The sequence below is a fragment of the Undibacterium sp. RuRC25W genome (genome assembly GCF_049339825.1).
In the GTDB taxonomy this organism is placed as follows: domain Bacteria; phylum Pseudomonadota; class Gammaproteobacteria; order Burkholderiales; family Burkholderiaceae_D; genus Undibacterium.
In genome coordinates, this window is sequence record NZ_JBMPPD010000004.1 from 121,811 (window position 1) to 138,881 (window position 17,071).

The window sequence follows — 17,071 nt, forward strand, 5'->3', positions numbered from 1 at the left end:
GCGTCGCTGATGCAAAGCGTGCTTTAGTTCGAGTTACGGAGATTATTTTGATTCAACATATTACCCCGTCCAAATTGCTTCAACGTTTAATGGTTTGCGCGGCTTGTTTTTTTAGCGTGGGCCATGTTCTTGCACAAGATTCCCGAGTGGCTATTTTTGACTCGCAACGCGTCATTCGCGAGTCTGCCCCTGCGAAAGCAGCGGAAGCAAAGATAGAGCAAGAATTTTCTAAGCGGGGAAAAGAATTGCAGGATATGTCTGCGAAAATTAAATCTATGGCAGAAAAATTGGATAAGGATTCTCCGATTTTATCTGAGTCAGATCGTATTAAACGACAGCGCGAATTAACCGATCTGGATCAAGATTTTAAGCGCAAACAGCGTATCTTTAATGAAGATCTTAGCCAGCGAAAAAATGAAGAAATTGCTGCATTGGTAGATCGTGCAATCAAAGCCGTGAAGCAAATCGCTGAAGCTGAAAAATATGACATCGTATTGCAAGATGCTGTTTACTCAAATCCACGCGTTGATATTACCGACAAGGTTCTCAAAGCACTCGCTAAATAAATAATGACCACGACGAGCACTCGGCTGGGAGAATTGGTCGATCGCTTCGGTGGTCAATTAATTGGATCTCCCGATATTACTGTAATTGGCATTGCTCCACTGAGCGATGCCGATCATCATTCCATCACGTTTCTCTCCAATTCAAAACTACGCCATCAGGCTTCTAGTACCCGTGCTGCAGCGTTGATACTGACTGAGTCAGATTATGCGCAAGTATCGCAAGACTACGCTGGTGCTTGCATTATCGCGCCCAACCCGTATGTCTATTTTGCTCGAGCGGCGCAGTATTTTGCCTCATTGGTGGCGATTCCCCCTGCGCTTGGCATTCATCCAACGGCTTGGGTAAGCCCACATGCGGTAGTCGCCGCAACTGCGAGCATAGGTCCTCACGTGAGTATCGACGCCGAAGCGGTGGTCGGTGAAGACGTTGTGATTAAAGCAGGAACAGTGATTGGGCGTGGTGTATCCATTGGCGATAATACGTTATTGCATGGCAACGTTAGTGTCTACGACCACTGCATTATTGGTGCGCAATGTATTATTCACTCTGGTGCTGTTATCGGTGCGGATGGCTTTGGGTTTGCGAATGAACGTGGGCAATGGATTAAGATTCCTCAAACAGGACGTGTTGTCATCGGTGATCGCGTGGAGATCGGTGCGAACACAAGTATTGATCGCGGAGCACTTGCCGACACAGTCATTGAAAATGGAGTCATTCTGGATAATCAGATCCAGATTGGTCATAATTGCCATATCGGTGAGAATACAGCGATGGCTGGATGTGTTGGCGTCGCTGGCAGCGCAAAGATTGGGAAAAATTGCACCTTCGGTGGTGCGGCGATGGTTCTCGGTCATCTGACCATTGTCGATAATGTGCATATCTCGTCTGCAAGCATGGTCTCCAGATCAATCCTGGAACCGGGGCAATATACCGGCTTTTACCCTTTAGCGAAAAACGCCGACTGGGAAAAATCTGCCGCTATCGTAAGAAATCTCTCTGGCTTGCGGGAAAAAATTCGCCAGCTAGAAAAAACTATCAAAACATTGACTGAAAAATCATCATGAAAAAAACACTTAACATCAACGAAATTAAAGAATATCTGCCGCATCGCTACCCGATGCTGCTCGTTGACCGCGTGCTCGATTGGGAGGATGGAAAAACGATCACTGCCATCAAGAACGTCACTGCAAACGAAGAGTTTTTTAATGGTCACTTCCCAAATAAACCTGTGATGCCAGGTGTATTAATGATTGAAGCATTGGCACAAACGGCAGCACTGTTATCGTTTTTGACGATGGGGCAAAAACCAGATGACAAAACGATTGTGTATTTTTTAGGAATCGATGGTGCTCGCTTCAAGCGTCCGGTTGAGCCAGGCGATCAGTTGAAGATGGAAGTTGAAATTCTTAAGGTTGCCCGTGGCATCTGGAAATATAAAGCCAAAGGTACAGTTGACGGTCAGCTTGCATTAGAAGGTGAGTTGATGTGTACGATGCGCAAAACTGATGATAATGCGGAGAAATAATGTTGATCCATCCAAGCGCCCTGATTGACTCAAAGGCTAACCTTGATAGTTCAGTTGAGGTCGGCCCCTATGCGATTATCGGTCCTGACGTCAATATCGGGGCTGGAACGAAGGTAGGGCCGCATGTGGTGATCTCTGGTCACACGACCATTGGTAAAGATAACGATTTTCATGCATTTTCTTCGATTGGCGGTCCACCGCAAGATAAAAAATATGCAGGCGAAGTAACTTATCTAGAGATCGGTGATCGTAATCTGGTACGTGAGTTTTGTACCTTCAACTCCGGTACCGTGCAAGATCGTGGCGTCACGCGCATTGGTAGTGATAACTGGTTTTTAGCTTATGTTCACATTGCGCATGATTGTACTGTTGGCAGTAACACGATTTTCTCAAATAACGCGGCGCTGGCGGGGCATGTTGAAATCGGTGACTGGGTCATTATGAGCGGATTCTCCGCTGTACACCAATTCTGCAAAATCGGGGCGCATGCCTTTGTCGGGATGAATACCAGTCTGACGCAAGATGTACCGCCATTCGTATTGCTTTCTGGCAATCCAGCGGTGGCGCACGGTGTTAATCTGGAAGGATTGAAGCGCCGTGGTTTTGATCGCGAACAGTTAAATGCGATCCGCCAAGCCTATAAGTCACTCTACAAGTCGGGGTTGACACTGGATGAAGCTAAATCCACGCTGGATGAACAAATAAGTGTGTTGCCTGATAATGTTTCCGTTCATGTGAAATCCATGCGTGAGTTCCTTAATACGTCGACCCGCGGCATCGTGCGTTAAGACACCATGAACTCCATTACCCGGCCAGTTATTTCTATGGTCGCTGGGGAAACATCCGGCGATATGTTGGCGGCACGTTTGTTGTCTGGTTTAAGACCGCGTTTGCCAGATTCGTTGATGCATGGCATTGGCGGATCACGGATGGCAGAACATGGTTTTGTTAGCGACTGGCCCATGGAGAAACTGTCCGTCCGCGGCCTGTTTGAGGTGCTCGCCCATTACCGTGAGATCAGCGGCATCCGTAAACAATTAACGCAGCAATTATTGCTTGAAAAGCCCGATGTCTTTATCGGCGTGGATGCACCTGATTTTAATTTGGACATGGAAATCAAGCTCAAGCAAGCGGGCATTCCGACCATGCATTACATCAGTCCCTCGATCTGGGCGTGGCGTGGCGGTCGTATCAAAAAGATTGCAGCGGCAGTATCCCACATGCTGGTTGTGTTTCCTTTCGAGGAAAAAATTTATCGCGATGCTGGCATTCCTGCCACCTATGTTGGTCATCCGCTTGCACAAGTGATTCCATTGGAAATCGACACTCAGGCAGCACGTGATGAATTGGGGCTCGATCCGCGATTTAAGGTTGTCGCAATATTGCCTGGCAGTCGTATTTCCGAAATTAAATACAACACAGAAGCTTTCATCCGTACCGCAAAACGCTTGTTAGAGCGCGATCCGCATTTACAAATCGTAGTGCCGATGGCCGGCAATAAGCAACGCAGCTATTATATTAAGTTGGTGGTTGCCGCAAAGCTTGAAGGTGTTCCTGTGTTATTGATTGATGGCCGCTCTCATATCGCGATTGCCGCGGCAGATGTTGTCTTGGTTGCGTCGGGGACAGCTTCTTTGGAAGTTGCCTTGTTTAAGAAACCAATGGTCATTGCCTACAAGATGATGGAAGCATCCTGGCAAATCATGAAACATATGGGATATCAGCCTTGGATAGGATTGCCTAATATCCTTGAGCGTGAGTTCGTTGTTCCAGAATTTTTGCAGTCTGCGGCAACACCTGAAGCGATGGCTGATGCGCTTTGGGAGCAATTGAATAACGATGTGTTGCAGGCTAATCTCAAAGAACGTTTTACGGCAATGCATCATACGCTGTTGCGCGACACCGCCAATCTATCAGCGCAAGCGGTGCTAGATGTCATCGCGCAGCACCGATTGTCAAAATGATTTGCGTCTCTCACATTGGCGATGTCATCGCTTTTTTTATCTAAATATAGTGGCAGCTCAGGCTGCCATTTTAACTTTTGTCTGGTATGACTATGTACGTTGACTCTCATTGCCATATTAATTTTCCTGAGCTTGCTATTCGGATGCCGGAAGTCCTTCAAAAGATGTCCGACAACGGTGTCACGCATGCCTTATGTGTTTCTGTTGATCTGCCTGATTTTCCGCAGGTGCTGGCATTGGCGGAATCTTATCCTCATATTTTCGCCTCGGTTGGGGTGCATCCTGATTATGAGGATACCCCAGAGCCAAGTGCAGAACAGCTGGTCGAGTTGGCACAACATCCGAAAATTATTGCTATTGGCGAAACAGGATTGGACTATTTTCGTCTAAAGGGGGATCTGGAGTGGCAGAGAGAACGTTTCCGTCAACACATACGCGCGTCTCGGATCAGCCGTAAGCCTTTGATTATTCATACGCGCGCTGCAGCGGAGGATACCATCCGGATTCTTCATGAAGAAGGCGCTGGTGTGGAGCAGGGTGGGGTGGCAGGTGTTATGCATTGCTTTACGGAGTCGCTGGAGGTTGCGCAGGCTGCCGTGGCAATGGGGTTTTATATTTCGTTTTCTGGCATTCTGACTTTTAAGAGTGCAAAAGATTTGCAGGCAGTTGCCAAAGTCTTACCGTTAGACCGTATTTTGATTGAAACAGATTCTCCTTACCTTGCACCAATGCCGCATCGTGGCAAAATGAATGAGCCCGGGTTTGTACGTCATGTTGGTGAATTCTTGGCAGATTTAAGGGGTATCTCTGTTCAGGAAGTGCAGAAAGTCACCACTGAGAATTTTTTTAGATTATTCAGTTTTGCATCCTAACTTGAGTGTGCGGAAGCGTATGGTAAGGGAAGATCATAATGGCATCTGAGAATCGTGTAGCGCGGAGAATATGGTCTTGGCGAGTATTTATCGCGCTTTCGCTAAGCATACTGTTACACATGTTTTGTGCTGCAAATGTAGCTGCGCAAACGAGCTCTTATGATGACTTTATTTTTGCGGTCAAATTTGATGATGCACCGACCGTTCAACGTTTAATTCTTGACGGTGCAGATGCGAATTCGGTTGAGCCATTGCGTGGTGAATCCGCGTTAATGATTGCCATGAGAGAAAAGTCTACGCGGGTCATTGATGTGTTGTTGAGTACGCGTAACATTCATCTGGAAGCACGCGCCAGAAATGGTGATACCGCATTGATGTTGGCGAGTTTTTTAGGCAATGCTTCTGTTGTTAAGAAGTTAGTCGCAGCAGGCGCAGAAGTCAATCAACCTGGCTGGGCAGCCATTCACTATGCAGCTGCTGGCGGTGATATAGAAACGCTGAATTTTTTACTCGACAACGCTGCCTACATCGATAGTGAGTCTCCGAATAAAACAACGCCGTTAATGCTGGCGCTCCGATCAGGAAAATACGATGCGGCTCAACTTTTATTGAATGCAGGTGCAGACATACACCTAAAAAATGACGCGGGTATGACCGCGATGGATTTTGCCGCCGAAACAGAGAGAAAAGATCTGATTTTGTTGTTAAATGAACGCATTAATCAGGGAAAAAAATAGCGCTGGCGGCTGTCTTGTTGTCATTGGATTTCGCAGCAAATATAAGGCTGAAAATATATCATTTATTTTGCATCGCATCATATTGTGGACAGGTCTGTCCCTGTGTTAAAGTGCGGGCTTCTTCTTATTGGAGTTCATTCTGTGGATGGTTATAGTTGTCGATCACACGTCGACTTCAACACGGCAATGTAACCGCAGATTTCCTGCTGCTACCTTGCCGATTGGCGGGTAGTAGTTCTTGCAGCTTTCGCTGATTTTCTACCCAGTTTGTTTGTTCGATCTGACGTTTTAACGCGCCTTTTTGGTGTTGAAAAATGGAGGTGAGAGTTATCCCAGTGCTGATGACTTATCGTCAAAAGCCGAGGAGGTAGTTTGTTGCGCATTAATTTTATTTTGATGAAACGCTTGCTGCAAGGTGGTGCCCATGTTTGAATTGTTCAAACTCCAATCTCGTGATGATGTGGTGGATGATAAAGGCCCAAACCGTTGGGACTGGGCGTTGCTGCCTTTGATCCTTGCCTTATTTAGCATCTTTGCTTTTGCAGCGATGCAGATGAGCCGACCGTTCTCGGTGGGCGAAGCGTTGCAAGTATCACTGGATCCTTTTTATCTTCCGTATTATTTACTACGAACCATTCTGCGCATGTTTACCGCGCTGGGTTTCTCTTTGCTTTTCAGTCTGGCGTTTGCGGCAATTGCTGTGAAATATGCTGCGGCTGAGAAGATCATGATTCCTGCATTGGATATTTTGCAATCAGTGCCTATTTTAGGTTTTCAGGCGATTGCAATTGCGCCTTTTATTGCTTTATTTCCGGGTAATTTACTCGGTGTTGAGTGTGCGGCGATCTTTGCGATTTTTACGTCGCAAGCGTGGAATATGGCTTTTAGTCTATATCAGTCCATGCGAACGGTGCCATCTGAGTTGTCGGAGGCGGCACATATTTTCCGATTGTCTGGTTGGCAGCGGTTTTGGCGCCTTGAGCTACCGTTTGCGATGCCTGGCTTGTTGTGGAATATGATGATGTCCATGTCGGGTGGTTGGTTCTTTCTGGTCGCGGCTGAAGCAATTTCAGTTGCGGGGCAAGATATTAAATTACCTGGTATCGGTTCATATATTGCAGTTGCAATTGAAGCCAAAGATGGTCATGCGATTGCATGGGCAATAGGCGCAATGCTCACCGGTATTTTGTTCTATGATCAATTATTTTTCCGCCCTTTGCTGGCATGGGCAGATAAATTCCGCTTCGAAGAATCGCAAGGTGAAACGTCGCAGCAATCGTGGTTGTTGGATTGGATGCGTAATAGTAGTTGGGTGCGTTCTTGGACAGAGAGTTTCTGGGCATTTTTAAGCCGTGGTTTAGGCTGGTTTAGCGTCACTTATGATGGTACTTCAGAACGCGCTTTGAAAAAACCAATGAGTCCATTGTGGTCACGTATCTGGGATGGCGTTTTGACCGTGGTGACTTTACTCGCGATTTTCCGGCTTATTAGCTTTATTCATAGTGACGTTGGCATGAGCGAAGTAGTACACGTCATTGGCCTGGCGATGATTACATTGGTGCGGGTGATGCTGCTGATTGGCCTTGCGTCTTTGGTGTGGGTGCCTGTGTCAGTTTGGATTGGTTTGCGGCCACAGTATTCACAAAAAGTGCAGGCAATTGCGCAATTCCTGGCGGCATTTCCTGTCAATCTGATGTTCCCTTTGGTTGTTTTTGCGATGGTCACATTCAATTTGACACCAAATATCTGGCTCAGTCCTTTGATGGTGTTCGGAACACAATGGTATATCTTGTTTAATGTAGTCGCCGGTGCCGCAACGATCCCTAACGAGTTGCGACTGGCAGCAGATAATCTTGGACTGAAAGGGTGGTTGAAATGGAAGCGCGTCTATCTGCCTGCCATTTTCCCTAGTTACATTACCGGTGCAATTACGGCCAGTGGTGGCTCATGGAACGCGAGTATCGTTGCCGAATACGTTACATGGGGTAAAACGACGCTGGTTGCAGATGGCCTTGGTAGTTATATTAAGCAAATGACCGAAACAGGTGACTTTCATCGTATCGCTTTAGGTATTGGCATCATGTGTATTTTTGTGACCTTGCTGAACCGTTTTTTCTGGCGTAAGTTGTATTTGTTGGCAGAGGATCATATTCGATAACGTGCATTTTTCATGAGATTAAGCTTCTTGATAGCTTATATATGTTGAATGTAATCTGAACATGTCTGAAAGAAAAAAAGATGACTCAAAATTTATTGATAGACCTGCACCAGGTCGCTAAGTCCTTCAAAGCCACTGACGGTAAATCGCGTCTGATTCTTGATAAAGTCGATTTTCAGCTAAAGGAAGGTGAAATCGTTGCCTTATTGGGCAAATCTGGCTCAGGTAAATCCACGTTATTACGAATTATGGCTGGCTTAATCCCAGCGGACAAAGGTAAGGTTTCGTATCGCGACAAAGCTATTTTTGGACCTGTCGCTGGTGTGGCAATGGTGTTCCAATCGTTTGCGTTATTCCCTTGGTTGACCGTGCAACAAAACGTGGAATTAGGACTGGAAGCGCAAGGTGTATCTGCAGATGAACGCGAAGAACGTGCTGATGCGGTATTGGAACTGATCGGTTTGGCCGGTTTCGGTGGCGCGTTACCGCGTGAATTATCAGGTGGGATGAAGCAGCGCGTAGGTATTGCCCGTGCGTTAGTGACAAATCCAGATATTTTGCTGATGGATGAAGCTTTCTCTGCGCTAGACGTGCTGACAGGTGAGACGCTGCGTAATGACATGCTGGAATTGTGGGACGAGGATAAAATTTCGACCAAGGGGATTCTGATTGTTTCTCATAATATTGAAGAAGCCGTGGTCATGGCAGACCGAATCATTATTTTGTCGAGTGATCCCGGTACGATTCGTTGCGAAGTGAAGATTGACCTACCACGTCCACGTAACGTTGAATCTGCTGAAGTTCGCGCATTAATTGACGAAGTGTATGGCTTGATGACCATGCGGACGACTCATGAAGCAAGCTCCGAAGTGCCTAGTACTAAACATCTTGGTTACCGCTTGCCTGATACTGACGTCAGCCGTATCGAAGCGATTTTGGATATGGTTGCTGAGGCACCATACAATGGTCGCGCCGACTTGCCGCAACTGGCCGAAGAAGCAGAATTATCTGATGAAGAATTATTCCCGACCTATGAAGCATTGAGTCTCTTAGGTTTCGCTGTTCTTGAAAAAGGCGATATCATTTTGACCCCGTTGGGTCGCAAATATTTCGAAGCTGAACAGGCACAGAAGCAAGAATTGTTCGGTGAGCAATTGTTGATGCACGTGCCATTAGCTGCCCATATTCGCCGTAAACTGGAAGTCGAAGTCAACGGTAGTTTGTCTGAACAGCCTTTATTGGAATTGTTAGAAGAATTTCTGAAGGCAGATGAGGCAAAACGGGTACTTGAGGTCGCCATTGAATGGGGGCGTTACGGCGAGGTCTACGAGTATGACTATCATACTGGGCGTCTGAAGCTACCAGAAGAAGAGAGCGAAGAATAATTCGTATATTTTGTAATAGACAAAGTATTTTATGAATGGCAACCGTAGACAGGTTGCCATTTTTTATTACCCTCGCAGCAACAAAAATGCTTGCTTTATGGAAAATATATGGAGAAAAATGTCTGTTTGATTGACGATAGGTTCAAAAACAGACCATACTTTAGATTCCCAGTAACATTTGTTGTGAGTGATGGTCTGCGCTGATTTGTGCGGTGATTGACACGCTAGTGTTTCGCGTTTGTGGCGAAAAGCGGCGACGGTCATTAACCCGCCATGGGTTGTCTGCATTGGTCATTATTTTTTGATGTTTCTCCGTTTTTCTTTGTCTTAGCGGTGTACGCATGAATTTCTCAAATGATCTTCGGCAGACTTTTCTCCAGCGCTGGTCTGCAGTTTGTTGTCTGGCTCTGTTGACCTTCGCGCTCCATGGTACGGCTTTCCCCCATGATCTGAGTGATGAACAGTTGGCGGCAATTGATGCGCACGCACTGGCGACACCTCCCGAGGTTGAAGTTGATCGCAAGGCACTGGTCACTTATCTCATGCAAGGACTCCATACCGACAGCGAAAAAGCCCGCGCAATTTATCGTTGGATCACTGATCGTATTGCCTACGATGCTTCAGCATTCTTGTCAGGGCGCATTGATGACATGAGTATCGATGATGTCATGAAAAAGCGTCTGAGCGTTTGCTTTGGATTTTCTAATTTGTTTGAAAAAATGGCTAAAGATGCCGGTCTAGAGGTCAAGAGTATTACAGGCTTTGCAAAGGCTTATGGTACTTCTCAGGGGCAGCACTTTGACAAGCCAAATCATGCATGGAACGCAATACGCATCAATGGAAATTGGTTTTTGATTGATTCCACCTGGGGTGCTGGTTATATTAAGAATAATCAGTTTAAAAAGGAAATGTCAGAAGCCTTTTTTTTAACCCCGCCAGAACAATTTGTTTTTAGTCATTTCCCATTGGATGAACAGTGGCAATTGCAAAGGACTTCGCGTTTATCGCAGCGCGAATTTGAATCTTTGCCTCAGATTGAGCCGACTTTTTTTCATAATAATATTTCGCCGATAGATGCGTGGGAGGCGATTAAAAGTCCTGAGTTTTCAGGGAGCTTTGTACATACGTTTGAATTGCCTTACCATCTTGTATCGGTATTGCAAGCGCCAGTGATGTATCGCCTTAAAGTCGATCGCCGTTACATATTCAAGATCAATGCAGGAATTTTTGAGAAAATGGCGTTAGTACAGACAGATCAATGGCAAGAAATGGATAAAGAGGGGGACTCCTTCTCTTTCAACTATAATTCGCCGTATCAGGGGCAATTATTAGTTGTCGGAAAAAAATTTAATTCAGACCAATATACAGCCATTCTTGCTTATGAGCTTGCGCCTTAAGTAGGGATGAGATGGTCAACTTATTTAAAAAATCTTGAGAAAGAACATAATGCGTTTTGTGCGTTTCGCTTTGATGAGCTTGGCTTTTATTTCTTCGGTTGCAAGTTCATCACCAGTCAGCCCGGTCAAAGGGGTTGAATACATTGCATTAAAAATACCCCAAGAGGCAAAAGCTGCTCCAGGTAAGGTTGAGGTGATTGAGTTTTTTATGTATCACTGCCCTGCATGTAACGCGACTGAAGTGGACATTGCAGAATGGTTAAAGCGCCAGGGCGATAATGTTGAGTTTCGTCGCATTCATTTGCCTTATGACGGCCCCAATGATCCGGAAGCGCATCTGTTTTTAACGCTCCAGGCACTTGGTCTGGAACAAAGTATGCACGCCAAAGTGCTAAAAACGTGGCACATTGATCATATTCGTTTAAAAACGGATCAGGATAATATTGATTGGGCGGTCGCTAATGGCATCGATAAAGCGAAATTTGTCGATGCTTACAACTCTTTTTCAGTCACATCAGCGCGAATGCGCCTACCTAAGCTCTCTGATACTTATGAAGTCGAGAATACGCCGACTTTTATAATTAACGGACGCTATTTGACTAATCCGGTTTTGCTCTCTGCGAGCAATCCTAAGATGAACCGCAATGAAGTCACTCAGGCGACATTTCAGGTGATTGATGCGTTGGTTGCTAATGTGCTCAAGGAGCGTTTAAAAAAGTAATCACACAGATGAGTCTGACTCCCAAAAAAGCGCTCACTGGTTTGAGCGCTTTTTTATATTGGTAGATCCTGTCGAGATGCTAAAAAATGTAAATGCATACCCTGAAGCGAGAGAATTTGATCTGCATTAAGATTTTCAGTGTATTTATTTTTTAAAAATTTCAATGTACGTATGCTTAGGGGGTATTAGCTTAAAGGAGGCGTAAAGATGAAAATTGGGATTGTGGGTACGGGATATGTCGGTAGCACGGCGGCTTACTGTTTAGTGTTACAAGGCGTGGCTAGTGAAATTGTTTTGGTTGATCATCAACCCTCCTTGGCTGCTGCACAGGCAATGGACCTCCGGGATGCAACACCTTTTTGTCATCCAGTGCTGATTTCTAGTGGTGACTTTGCAGCTTTGGCGGGTTGTCAATTGGTGGTAATAGCCGCTGGCGTTAGTCAACAGCCTGGAGAAACACGTCTCGATTTGCTGCAAAAAAACGCATTAGTTTTTGCTGATATCATGCCGAAAATTATTCAGTCTGCTAGCGATTCTGTCTTTCTCATCGCAACGAATCCGCTTGATATCATGACACAAGTAGCGACAACGCTGGCGGTGCGGGTAGGTATCCCAGCATGCAGGGTATTTGGCAGTGGCACGATTCTGGATACAGCGCGTTTTAGGACTTTACTCAGTCAATTGTTCGGGGTAGCACCAAGCTCTGTACACGCATGCGTCGTTGGGGAACATGGCGACTCAGAGGTCTTGGTCTGGTCAGGCGCACGGATTGCTGGCGTTTCTCTGGAAGAGTTCGCGCAGGCAAAAGGAGTGATATTAACTGAAGAAATGAAGCGACAGGTTGAGCAAGATGTCCGCGGCGCTGCTTATAAAATTATTGCGGGTAAAGGATCGACGTATTTTGGCGTGGGTACAGCCATCGCTAGTCTTTGTCGTAGTGTGTTGTACGATGAACGGGTCGCTTATACCGTGTGTTCGGTGATGCCCTCAGTTGAGGGCGTGGAGAATGTTGCGTTGTCGCTCCCGCACATTATCGGTCGGGATGGAATTCAAATGACCGTTGTGCCACCACTTAATCCCGCTGAAAAGAGTGCATTGCGTCAAAGTGCCGAAATTATTCGGGTGCATATGGAGAAGATCAGTTTTTGATTTGTGCTGGAATCTATCTGGTTACTTTTCTGGACGCGTTTTTGTTAAGTCGGTAATTCTTTATCTACCACCCACGCCAGTGGCAAAGTCAGAATGACAAAAAGTGCGACACATTTCATCGCTGCAATGATGTTTGTGTGATCGCCTAACCATCCGAAAAGCAGGGGAGAGAGCGCACTGCCACCAATCGTGCCGGTATAGAACAGCGCAAAGGCCTGTGAACGGCGATGAGTGGACACAAGTTCTGGAACACTACCATACAGGACTGACGAGGTTCCGTTTAACGCCAGACCAATCACAGGCAGTGTCAGCAATGCCGGCGTTAGCGGCAGGTATAAAATGCAGAAAATGACGATGGCAGTGAGAATTTCTGTGAGCCAGACGGTTTTTAGCATACCAATACGGCGTCCAAGGTAACCACAGACCAGTTTTCCGGCAGCACCACCAACAAACAGCAGTGTCAATGCCACGCCAATGTTTGCTGTGGTCGCCCCTTTGTCTTTAAGTACGAATGGCAGGAAAGTTAAAAAACCCATCCGTGTTGCTGAATCAATAACGCCGGTGGCTAACAATGCCTGAAAGCCGCGGCCGTAGGCGTGGTTATTTTTTGTCTCCGTCTTTTCAATGGTGTTTGTTGCTAAGGGGTGAGTTGCTACGGGGGATTCTTTGATTGCCCATGCTAGCCAGATTGCCGTTAGAAGGCCAAATATGCCGACCATACTGACGCTTTGCTGCCAACTCCACCAGCTTAATGCGAAACCAACTGCGGCGGGGAGTGCCATTTTGCCGAGATCGCCAGCAAAATTATAGGTGGCCAATGCGGAACGGGAGCGGGATTTGTCATCGTCATAGGCATCTGCGACTAATGATGATGCCAATGGGTGTTGTGTACTTGCCCCTACGCCTGCAATCGCAAGGGCAGCGGTCAGTCCAATAAACGTTGCTGTCTGGCCCGCAAGCAGATAGGCAAGGCCTGCAAGTGCCGTACCGCCAACGAGTAAAGTTCGCCGGCCATATTTTTCTGCGAATTTACTTGCTTGAATTTGAAAACTTGCCATACACCCAGCGTAAACTCCGCGCATTAACCCGGCCATCGCATAGCTAATACCAAACTGAGTTTGCCAGATGGGTAGAAGAACGTAAATCAGATCGGTTAAGCCGTCATGCACAGCATGCGCAGTTGATGCCGCAGTCAATGCCTGGCGCTGCTGACGATATTGATGATGGGCAGCACTTGGAATGTTGACTGCCCGATCTGGCCTTGTGCTGGATGTGGGATTCAAGTGTGGTCTTTCTTTTAGAGTCAGGCGATGTGACGTGCATTTATTTTAACAAAAATTCCTGCTGCTGACGTCTAACTCGCCGAGTAAATGTGACAGATCCACTAGCCGTTTGGCGAGCAGGTGACATACTTCATTTTCTCTTTGCCATATGCCATACACACCTAATAAGCTTGCCCCCAGCAGTTCTCGGCGCTGCTGTTCAACTAGTGCTGGCCATACGAGTACATTGACCGTACCTGTTTCGTCTTCCAACGTCACAAACATGACACCATTGGCGGTACCTGGGCGCTGTCTGATGGTAACGATACCGCAACCACGCGCAAATTGACCTTGCTGAAAGGTATTGAGCATCGTCGCAGGCAAAAAACGTTTAGCCAGTAATTGTTTGCGTAAAAGAGCAAGTGGGTGACGCTGCAAAGTTAAGCCTGTGCTTTGATAGTCGCTCATAATTTCTTGTGCTTCACTGGGGGCAGAAAGAACTGGCGACGTTTCTTGCAATGATGTGCCTCTTAATAGATCGTGATCAGGTATTGCACCAACGGCCGACCACAATGCCTGCCGTCTATGGCCAGCAAGCGTCAACAGCGCATTACCTGCGGCAAGCACGTGTAAATCATGTCGATTGAGTTGCGCTCGACCAGCGAGATCGGCGACATCAGTAAACGCCCCTTGTGTGCGTGCGGTATGAATTCGGATGGCGGCATCCTGTGACATGCCATTTAAGAGTGACATTCCTAAACGTACGGCGGGTTGTAATGTGCCTGTGAACGTATTGATGTGGGTGGGAGGATCATTTGTTTCTACTGTTGAATCCCAGGTGCTATACATCACATCAATTGGCCTGATGTGAACATCATGTCTTTTCGCGTCCTGAATTAGCTGTGACGGAGAATAAAACCCCATAGGTTGAGAATTAAGCAGCGAGCATAAAAACACAGCAGGTTCGTGTCGTTTAATCCAGCTACTGACATAGGCTAAAATCGCAAAACTGGCCGCATGGCTTTCAGGGAAACCATAGTCACCAAAGCCCTTCATTTGTTCAAAAATACCTTCGGAAAATTCCAGCGTATAGTTGTTTTTCACCATCGCATCCACGATGCGATCATGATAGGCATCCAGTCCACCTTTGCGTTTCCATGCAGCCATCGCGCGCCGCAAGCCATCAGCTTCTCCCGCGGTAAAGTTGGCTGCAAGCATGGCAATTTGCATGACTTGCTCCTGAAAGATCGGAATGCCGAGTGTCCGCCCCAGCGCTTTTTGCATTGCCGGATCCTGATGCGACTCGATTGGCTCGAGCCCCTGCCGACGACGTAGATAGGGATGCACCATCCCACCTTGAATTGGTCCAGGTCTCACAATTGCAACTTGAACAACTAAATCATAAAATTGCCGTGGGCGCAGACGCGGCAGCATGCTCATTTGCGCCCGCGACTCAATCTGAAAGACGCCAACAGTGTCGGCTCGACAGAGCATGTCATAGGTGGCTTTGTCTTCACGGGGGATATCCTGCATCCGGCCTGGTTTGCCAGGGAGTGTTTTCATTAAATTCAACGCTCGTTTGAGTGCTGATAACATCCCTAGCGCCAGAATATCGACCTTTAATAAACCTAGTGACTCAAGGTCGTCCTTATCCCACTGAATCACGCGACGATCTCTCATGGCTGCGTTTTCAATCGGCACCAGTCTGGATAACTTGCCGCGGGCAATCACAAAACCACCGCTATGCTGGGATAAGTGGCGCGGGAAACGTAGTAACTGTGTCGCGAGACTGGCCCATTGCTGGGCCTGCATTGAGCTTGTATCGAGACCACATTCTGCAAACCGTCCGAGCAAATCCTGTTTGCTATCAAACCAGTGATGCGACTTAGCAGCCATATCGATGAAGGCTTCATCCATTCCCAGCGCTTTACCTGTTTCACGCAGTGCACCGCGAGGACGATAGGTGTGCACAGCCGCAGCGAGCGCGGCGCGGTTGGGGCCGTATTTTTTATAAATGTACTGAATGACTTCTTCACGTCGCTGGTGTTCAAAATCGACATCGATATCGGGCGGCTCACCACGCTCTTTTGAAATGAAGCGTTCGAATAACAGGCTATTGACCTCTGGGTTGACTTCGGTAATGTATAAGCAGTAGCAGACAACCGAGTTAGCAGCCGACCCACGTCCCTGACAAAGTATCCCTTGTTGACGCGCAAACTTGACGATGTCATGCACTGTTAAAAAGTAGGCTTCATAGGCTAATTCGTTAATCAGATGCAGCTCGTGTTCGATCGTTTTTTTTAGATGCTCAGAAACGCCGTTAGGATAGCGCAAGGCTGCCCCTGCATATACTTCGCTTCGCAGATAACTGGCTGGTGTTTGTCCCTTTGGAATAACTTCTTCTGGGTATTCGTAGCGTAATTCGTCGAGTGAGAAATGACATAAACTAGCGATTTTCATCGTCTCTGCCAATGCCTCTGTCGGATAGATATTTGCCAGCCTGAGTCGGGAACGTAGATGTTGCTCTGCATTGGCTGCCAGCGCATAACCGCATTCGGCAATGGACTTGCCTAGTCGGATAGCTGTTAACGTATCTTGTAAAGGTTTGCGGGATCGCACATGCATCAGTACATGTCCTAGAGCGACCACCGGCAGGCCTAATCCAGTGGCAACATGTGCCACGCCTTGTTGATGATAGTAGTCACCTGACTGCAGCAATAAATTCAATCCTATCCAGACCCTCTTGGCAAAAATCTGCGCGCACCATTTTGCCTGTAAAGCTAGGATGTCAGTCTGCACTGGATAATCGGGAACCAAAATCAAAAGACAGTCTGGAAGACCTGACAAATGCTCGTAGTCATTTGTCGGTGCGCTCAGATCTTCATGCGTGAGCAGATAGTTGCCTTTGCTGCAGCGACTACGCCCTAAGGTAATGAGTTCAGATAAATTCCCATAGCCCTCGCGGTTCATTGCTAAGGCGATTAGGGTGATAGGTGGAAGTGTTTCATCCTTTTGGGTTAGCTTGAAATAAGTGCCGACAATATAGGTTAGTTGTTGCAACTTGGCTTCATCGTGTGCGCGGACGATGCCTGCGAACGAGCATTCGTCGGTGATTGCCAGCGCATGGTAGGCTAATTGAGACGCACGTTTGACTAATTCTTCGGCATGCGATGCGCCATGTAAAAAGCTGAAATTCGATAGGCAGAATAACTCGGTATACGCAGGCAATAGCGTTGTTGCCGGGTTTTTGTTCAGGTTTTTATCCAAAAATTGCATAGTTTGATATTGTTGATGATGGCGTCACTGAGGTTGTTACTGATGGACTCTCTAATGC

The 17,071-nt window shown here is 46.9% G+C and carries 14 protein-coding genes; 12 read left to right on the forward strand and 2 right to left on the reverse strand.

The window, feature by feature from the left end; translation table 11 throughout:
- Positions 1-89 precede the first annotated feature (89 nt).
- The 12 genes from ACO0KV_RS03805 (at position 90) to ACO0KV_RS03860 (ending at position 12,475) form a co-directional block, all read left to right on the forward strand.
- Positions 90-566 (forward strand): OmpH family outer membrane protein, encoded by a 477-nt coding sequence (locus ACO0KV_RS03805; protein WP_423040098.1) that lies wholly within the window; start codon positions 90-92, stop codon positions 564-566.
- Between the two features lie 3 nt (positions 567-569).
- Entirely contained in the window at positions 570-1,631 is a 1,062-nt protein-coding gene (gene lpxD, locus ACO0KV_RS03810; RefSeq protein ID WP_423040044.1) for a UDP-3-O-(3-hydroxymyristoyl)glucosamine N-acyltransferase, read from the forward strand.
- Positions 1,628-2,092, forward strand: a complete 465-nt coding sequence (gene fabZ / locus ACO0KV_RS03815; RefSeq protein ID WP_423040046.1) for a 3-hydroxyacyl-ACP dehydratase FabZ — start codon at positions 1,628-1,630, stop codon at positions 2,090-2,092. The genes lpxD and fabZ overlap by 4 nt, the downstream gene beginning before the upstream one ends.
- A complete protein-coding gene (gene lpxA, locus ACO0KV_RS03820) occupies positions 2,092-2,880 on the forward strand; it encodes an acyl-ACP--UDP-N-acetylglucosamine O-acyltransferase (protein WP_423040048.1) in 789 nt (262 codons plus the stop codon). Before fabZ ends, lpxA begins: the two co-directional genes overlap by 1 nt.
- A 6-nt stretch (positions 2,881-2,886) precedes the next feature.
- Positions 2,887-4,056: a lipid-A-disaccharide synthase gene (gene lpxB / locus ACO0KV_RS03825; RefSeq protein WP_423040050.1), complete on the forward strand. Its 1,170-nt coding sequence runs from the start codon at positions 2,887-2,889 to the stop codon at positions 4,054-4,056.
- Between the two features lie 92 nt (positions 4,057-4,148).
- Positions 4,149-4,928, forward strand: a complete 780-nt coding sequence (locus ACO0KV_RS03830) for a TatD family hydrolase (RefSeq protein ID WP_423040052.1) — start codon at positions 4,149-4,151, stop codon at positions 4,926-4,928.
- A gap of 119 nt (positions 4,929-5,047) precedes the next feature.
- Positions 5,048-5,665: an ankyrin repeat domain-containing protein gene (locus ACO0KV_RS03835; protein ID WP_423040054.1), complete on the forward strand. Its 618-nt coding sequence runs from the start codon at positions 5,048-5,050 to the stop codon at positions 5,663-5,665.
- Positions 5,666-6,089: 424 nt separating this feature from the next.
- A complete protein-coding gene (locus ACO0KV_RS03840) occupies positions 6,090-7,823 on the forward strand; it encodes an ABC transporter permease (RefSeq protein WP_423040056.1) in 1,734 nt (577 codons plus the stop codon).
- Between the two features lie 80 nt (positions 7,824-7,903).
- A complete protein-coding gene (locus ACO0KV_RS03845) occupies positions 7,904-9,208 on the forward strand; it encodes a nitrate/sulfonate/bicarbonate ABC transporter ATP-binding protein (RefSeq protein WP_423040058.1) in 1,305 nt (434 codons plus the stop codon).
- A 341-nt stretch (positions 9,209-9,549) separates the two neighbouring features.
- Positions 9,550-10,605 (forward strand): transglutaminase domain-containing protein, encoded by a 1,056-nt coding sequence (locus ACO0KV_RS03850; protein ID WP_423040060.1) that lies wholly within the window; start codon positions 9,550-9,552, stop codon positions 10,603-10,605.
- Between the two features lie 49 nt (positions 10,606-10,654).
- Positions 10,655-11,326 carry a thiol:disulfide interchange protein DsbA/DsbL gene (locus tag ACO0KV_RS03855; RefSeq protein ID WP_423040062.1) on the forward strand — a complete coding sequence of 224 codons (672 nt, stop codon included), beginning with the start codon at positions 10,655-10,657 and terminating at the stop codon, positions 11,324-11,326.
- 207 nt (positions 11,327-11,533) lie between these two features.
- Positions 11,534-12,475, forward strand: a complete 942-nt coding sequence (locus ACO0KV_RS03860) for an L-lactate dehydrogenase (RefSeq protein WP_423040064.1) — start codon at positions 11,534-11,536, stop codon at positions 12,473-12,475.
- A gap of 44 nt (positions 12,476-12,519) precedes the next feature.
- On the opposite strand, the gene ACO0KV_RS03865 is transcribed toward ACO0KV_RS03860, so the two are convergent.
- Both ACO0KV_RS03865 and ACO0KV_RS03870 read right to left on the reverse strand, forming a co-directional pair.
- Positions 12,520-13,758, reverse strand: coding sequence for an MFS transporter (locus ACO0KV_RS03865; protein ID WP_423040066.1), 1,239 nt, complete (start codon positions 13,756-13,758; stop codon positions 12,520-12,522).
- A 45-nt stretch (positions 13,759-13,803) separates the two neighbouring features.
- Positions 13,804-17,013, reverse strand: coding sequence for an error-prone DNA polymerase (locus ACO0KV_RS03870; RefSeq protein WP_423040068.1), 3,210 nt, complete (start codon positions 17,011-17,013; stop codon positions 13,804-13,806).
- Positions 17,014-17,071: the final 58 nt, after the last annotated feature.

Bases quoted from the DNA above. Each gene is read 5' to 3' on its own strand.
- ACO0KV_RS03805 (WP_423040098.1), top strand. From the start codon at position 90: ATGGTTTGCGCGGCTTGTTTTTTTAGCGTGGGCCATGTTCTTGCACAA.
- lpxD (WP_423040044.1), top strand. From the start codon at position 570: ATGACCACGACGAGCACTCGGCTGGGAGAATTGGTCGATCGCTTCGGT.
- fabZ (WP_423040046.1), top strand. From the start codon at position 1,628: ATGAAAAAAACACTTAACATCAACGAAATTAAAGAATATCTGCCGCAT.
- lpxA (WP_423040048.1), top strand. From the start codon at position 2,092: ATGTTGATCCATCCAAGCGCCCTGATTGACTCAAAGGCTAACCTTGAT.
- lpxB (WP_423040050.1), top strand. From the start codon at position 2,887: ATGAACTCCATTACCCGGCCAGTTATTTCTATGGTCGCTGGGGAAACA.
- ACO0KV_RS03830 (WP_423040052.1), top strand. From the start codon at position 4,149: ATGTACGTTGACTCTCATTGCCATATTAATTTTCCTGAGCTTGCTATT.
- ACO0KV_RS03835 (WP_423040054.1), top strand. From the start codon at position 5,048: ATGTTTTGTGCTGCAAATGTAGCTGCGCAAACGAGCTCTTATGATGAC.
- ACO0KV_RS03840 (WP_423040056.1), top strand. From the start codon at position 6,090: ATGTTTGAATTGTTCAAACTCCAATCTCGTGATGATGTGGTGGATGAT.
- ACO0KV_RS03845 (WP_423040058.1), top strand. From the start codon at position 7,904: ATGACTCAAAATTTATTGATAGACCTGCACCAGGTCGCTAAGTCCTTC.
- ACO0KV_RS03850 (WP_423040060.1), top strand. From the start codon at position 9,550: ATGAATTTCTCAAATGATCTTCGGCAGACTTTTCTCCAGCGCTGGTCT.
- ACO0KV_RS03855 (WP_423040062.1), top strand. From the start codon at position 10,655: ATGCGTTTTGTGCGTTTCGCTTTGATGAGCTTGGCTTTTATTTCTTCG.
- ACO0KV_RS03860 (WP_423040064.1), top strand. From the start codon at position 11,534: ATGAAAATTGGGATTGTGGGTACGGGATATGTCGGTAGCACGGCGGCT.
- ACO0KV_RS03870 (WP_423040068.1), bottom strand. From the start codon at position 17,013: ATGCAATTTTTGGATAAAAACCTGAACAAAAACCCGGCAACAACGCTA.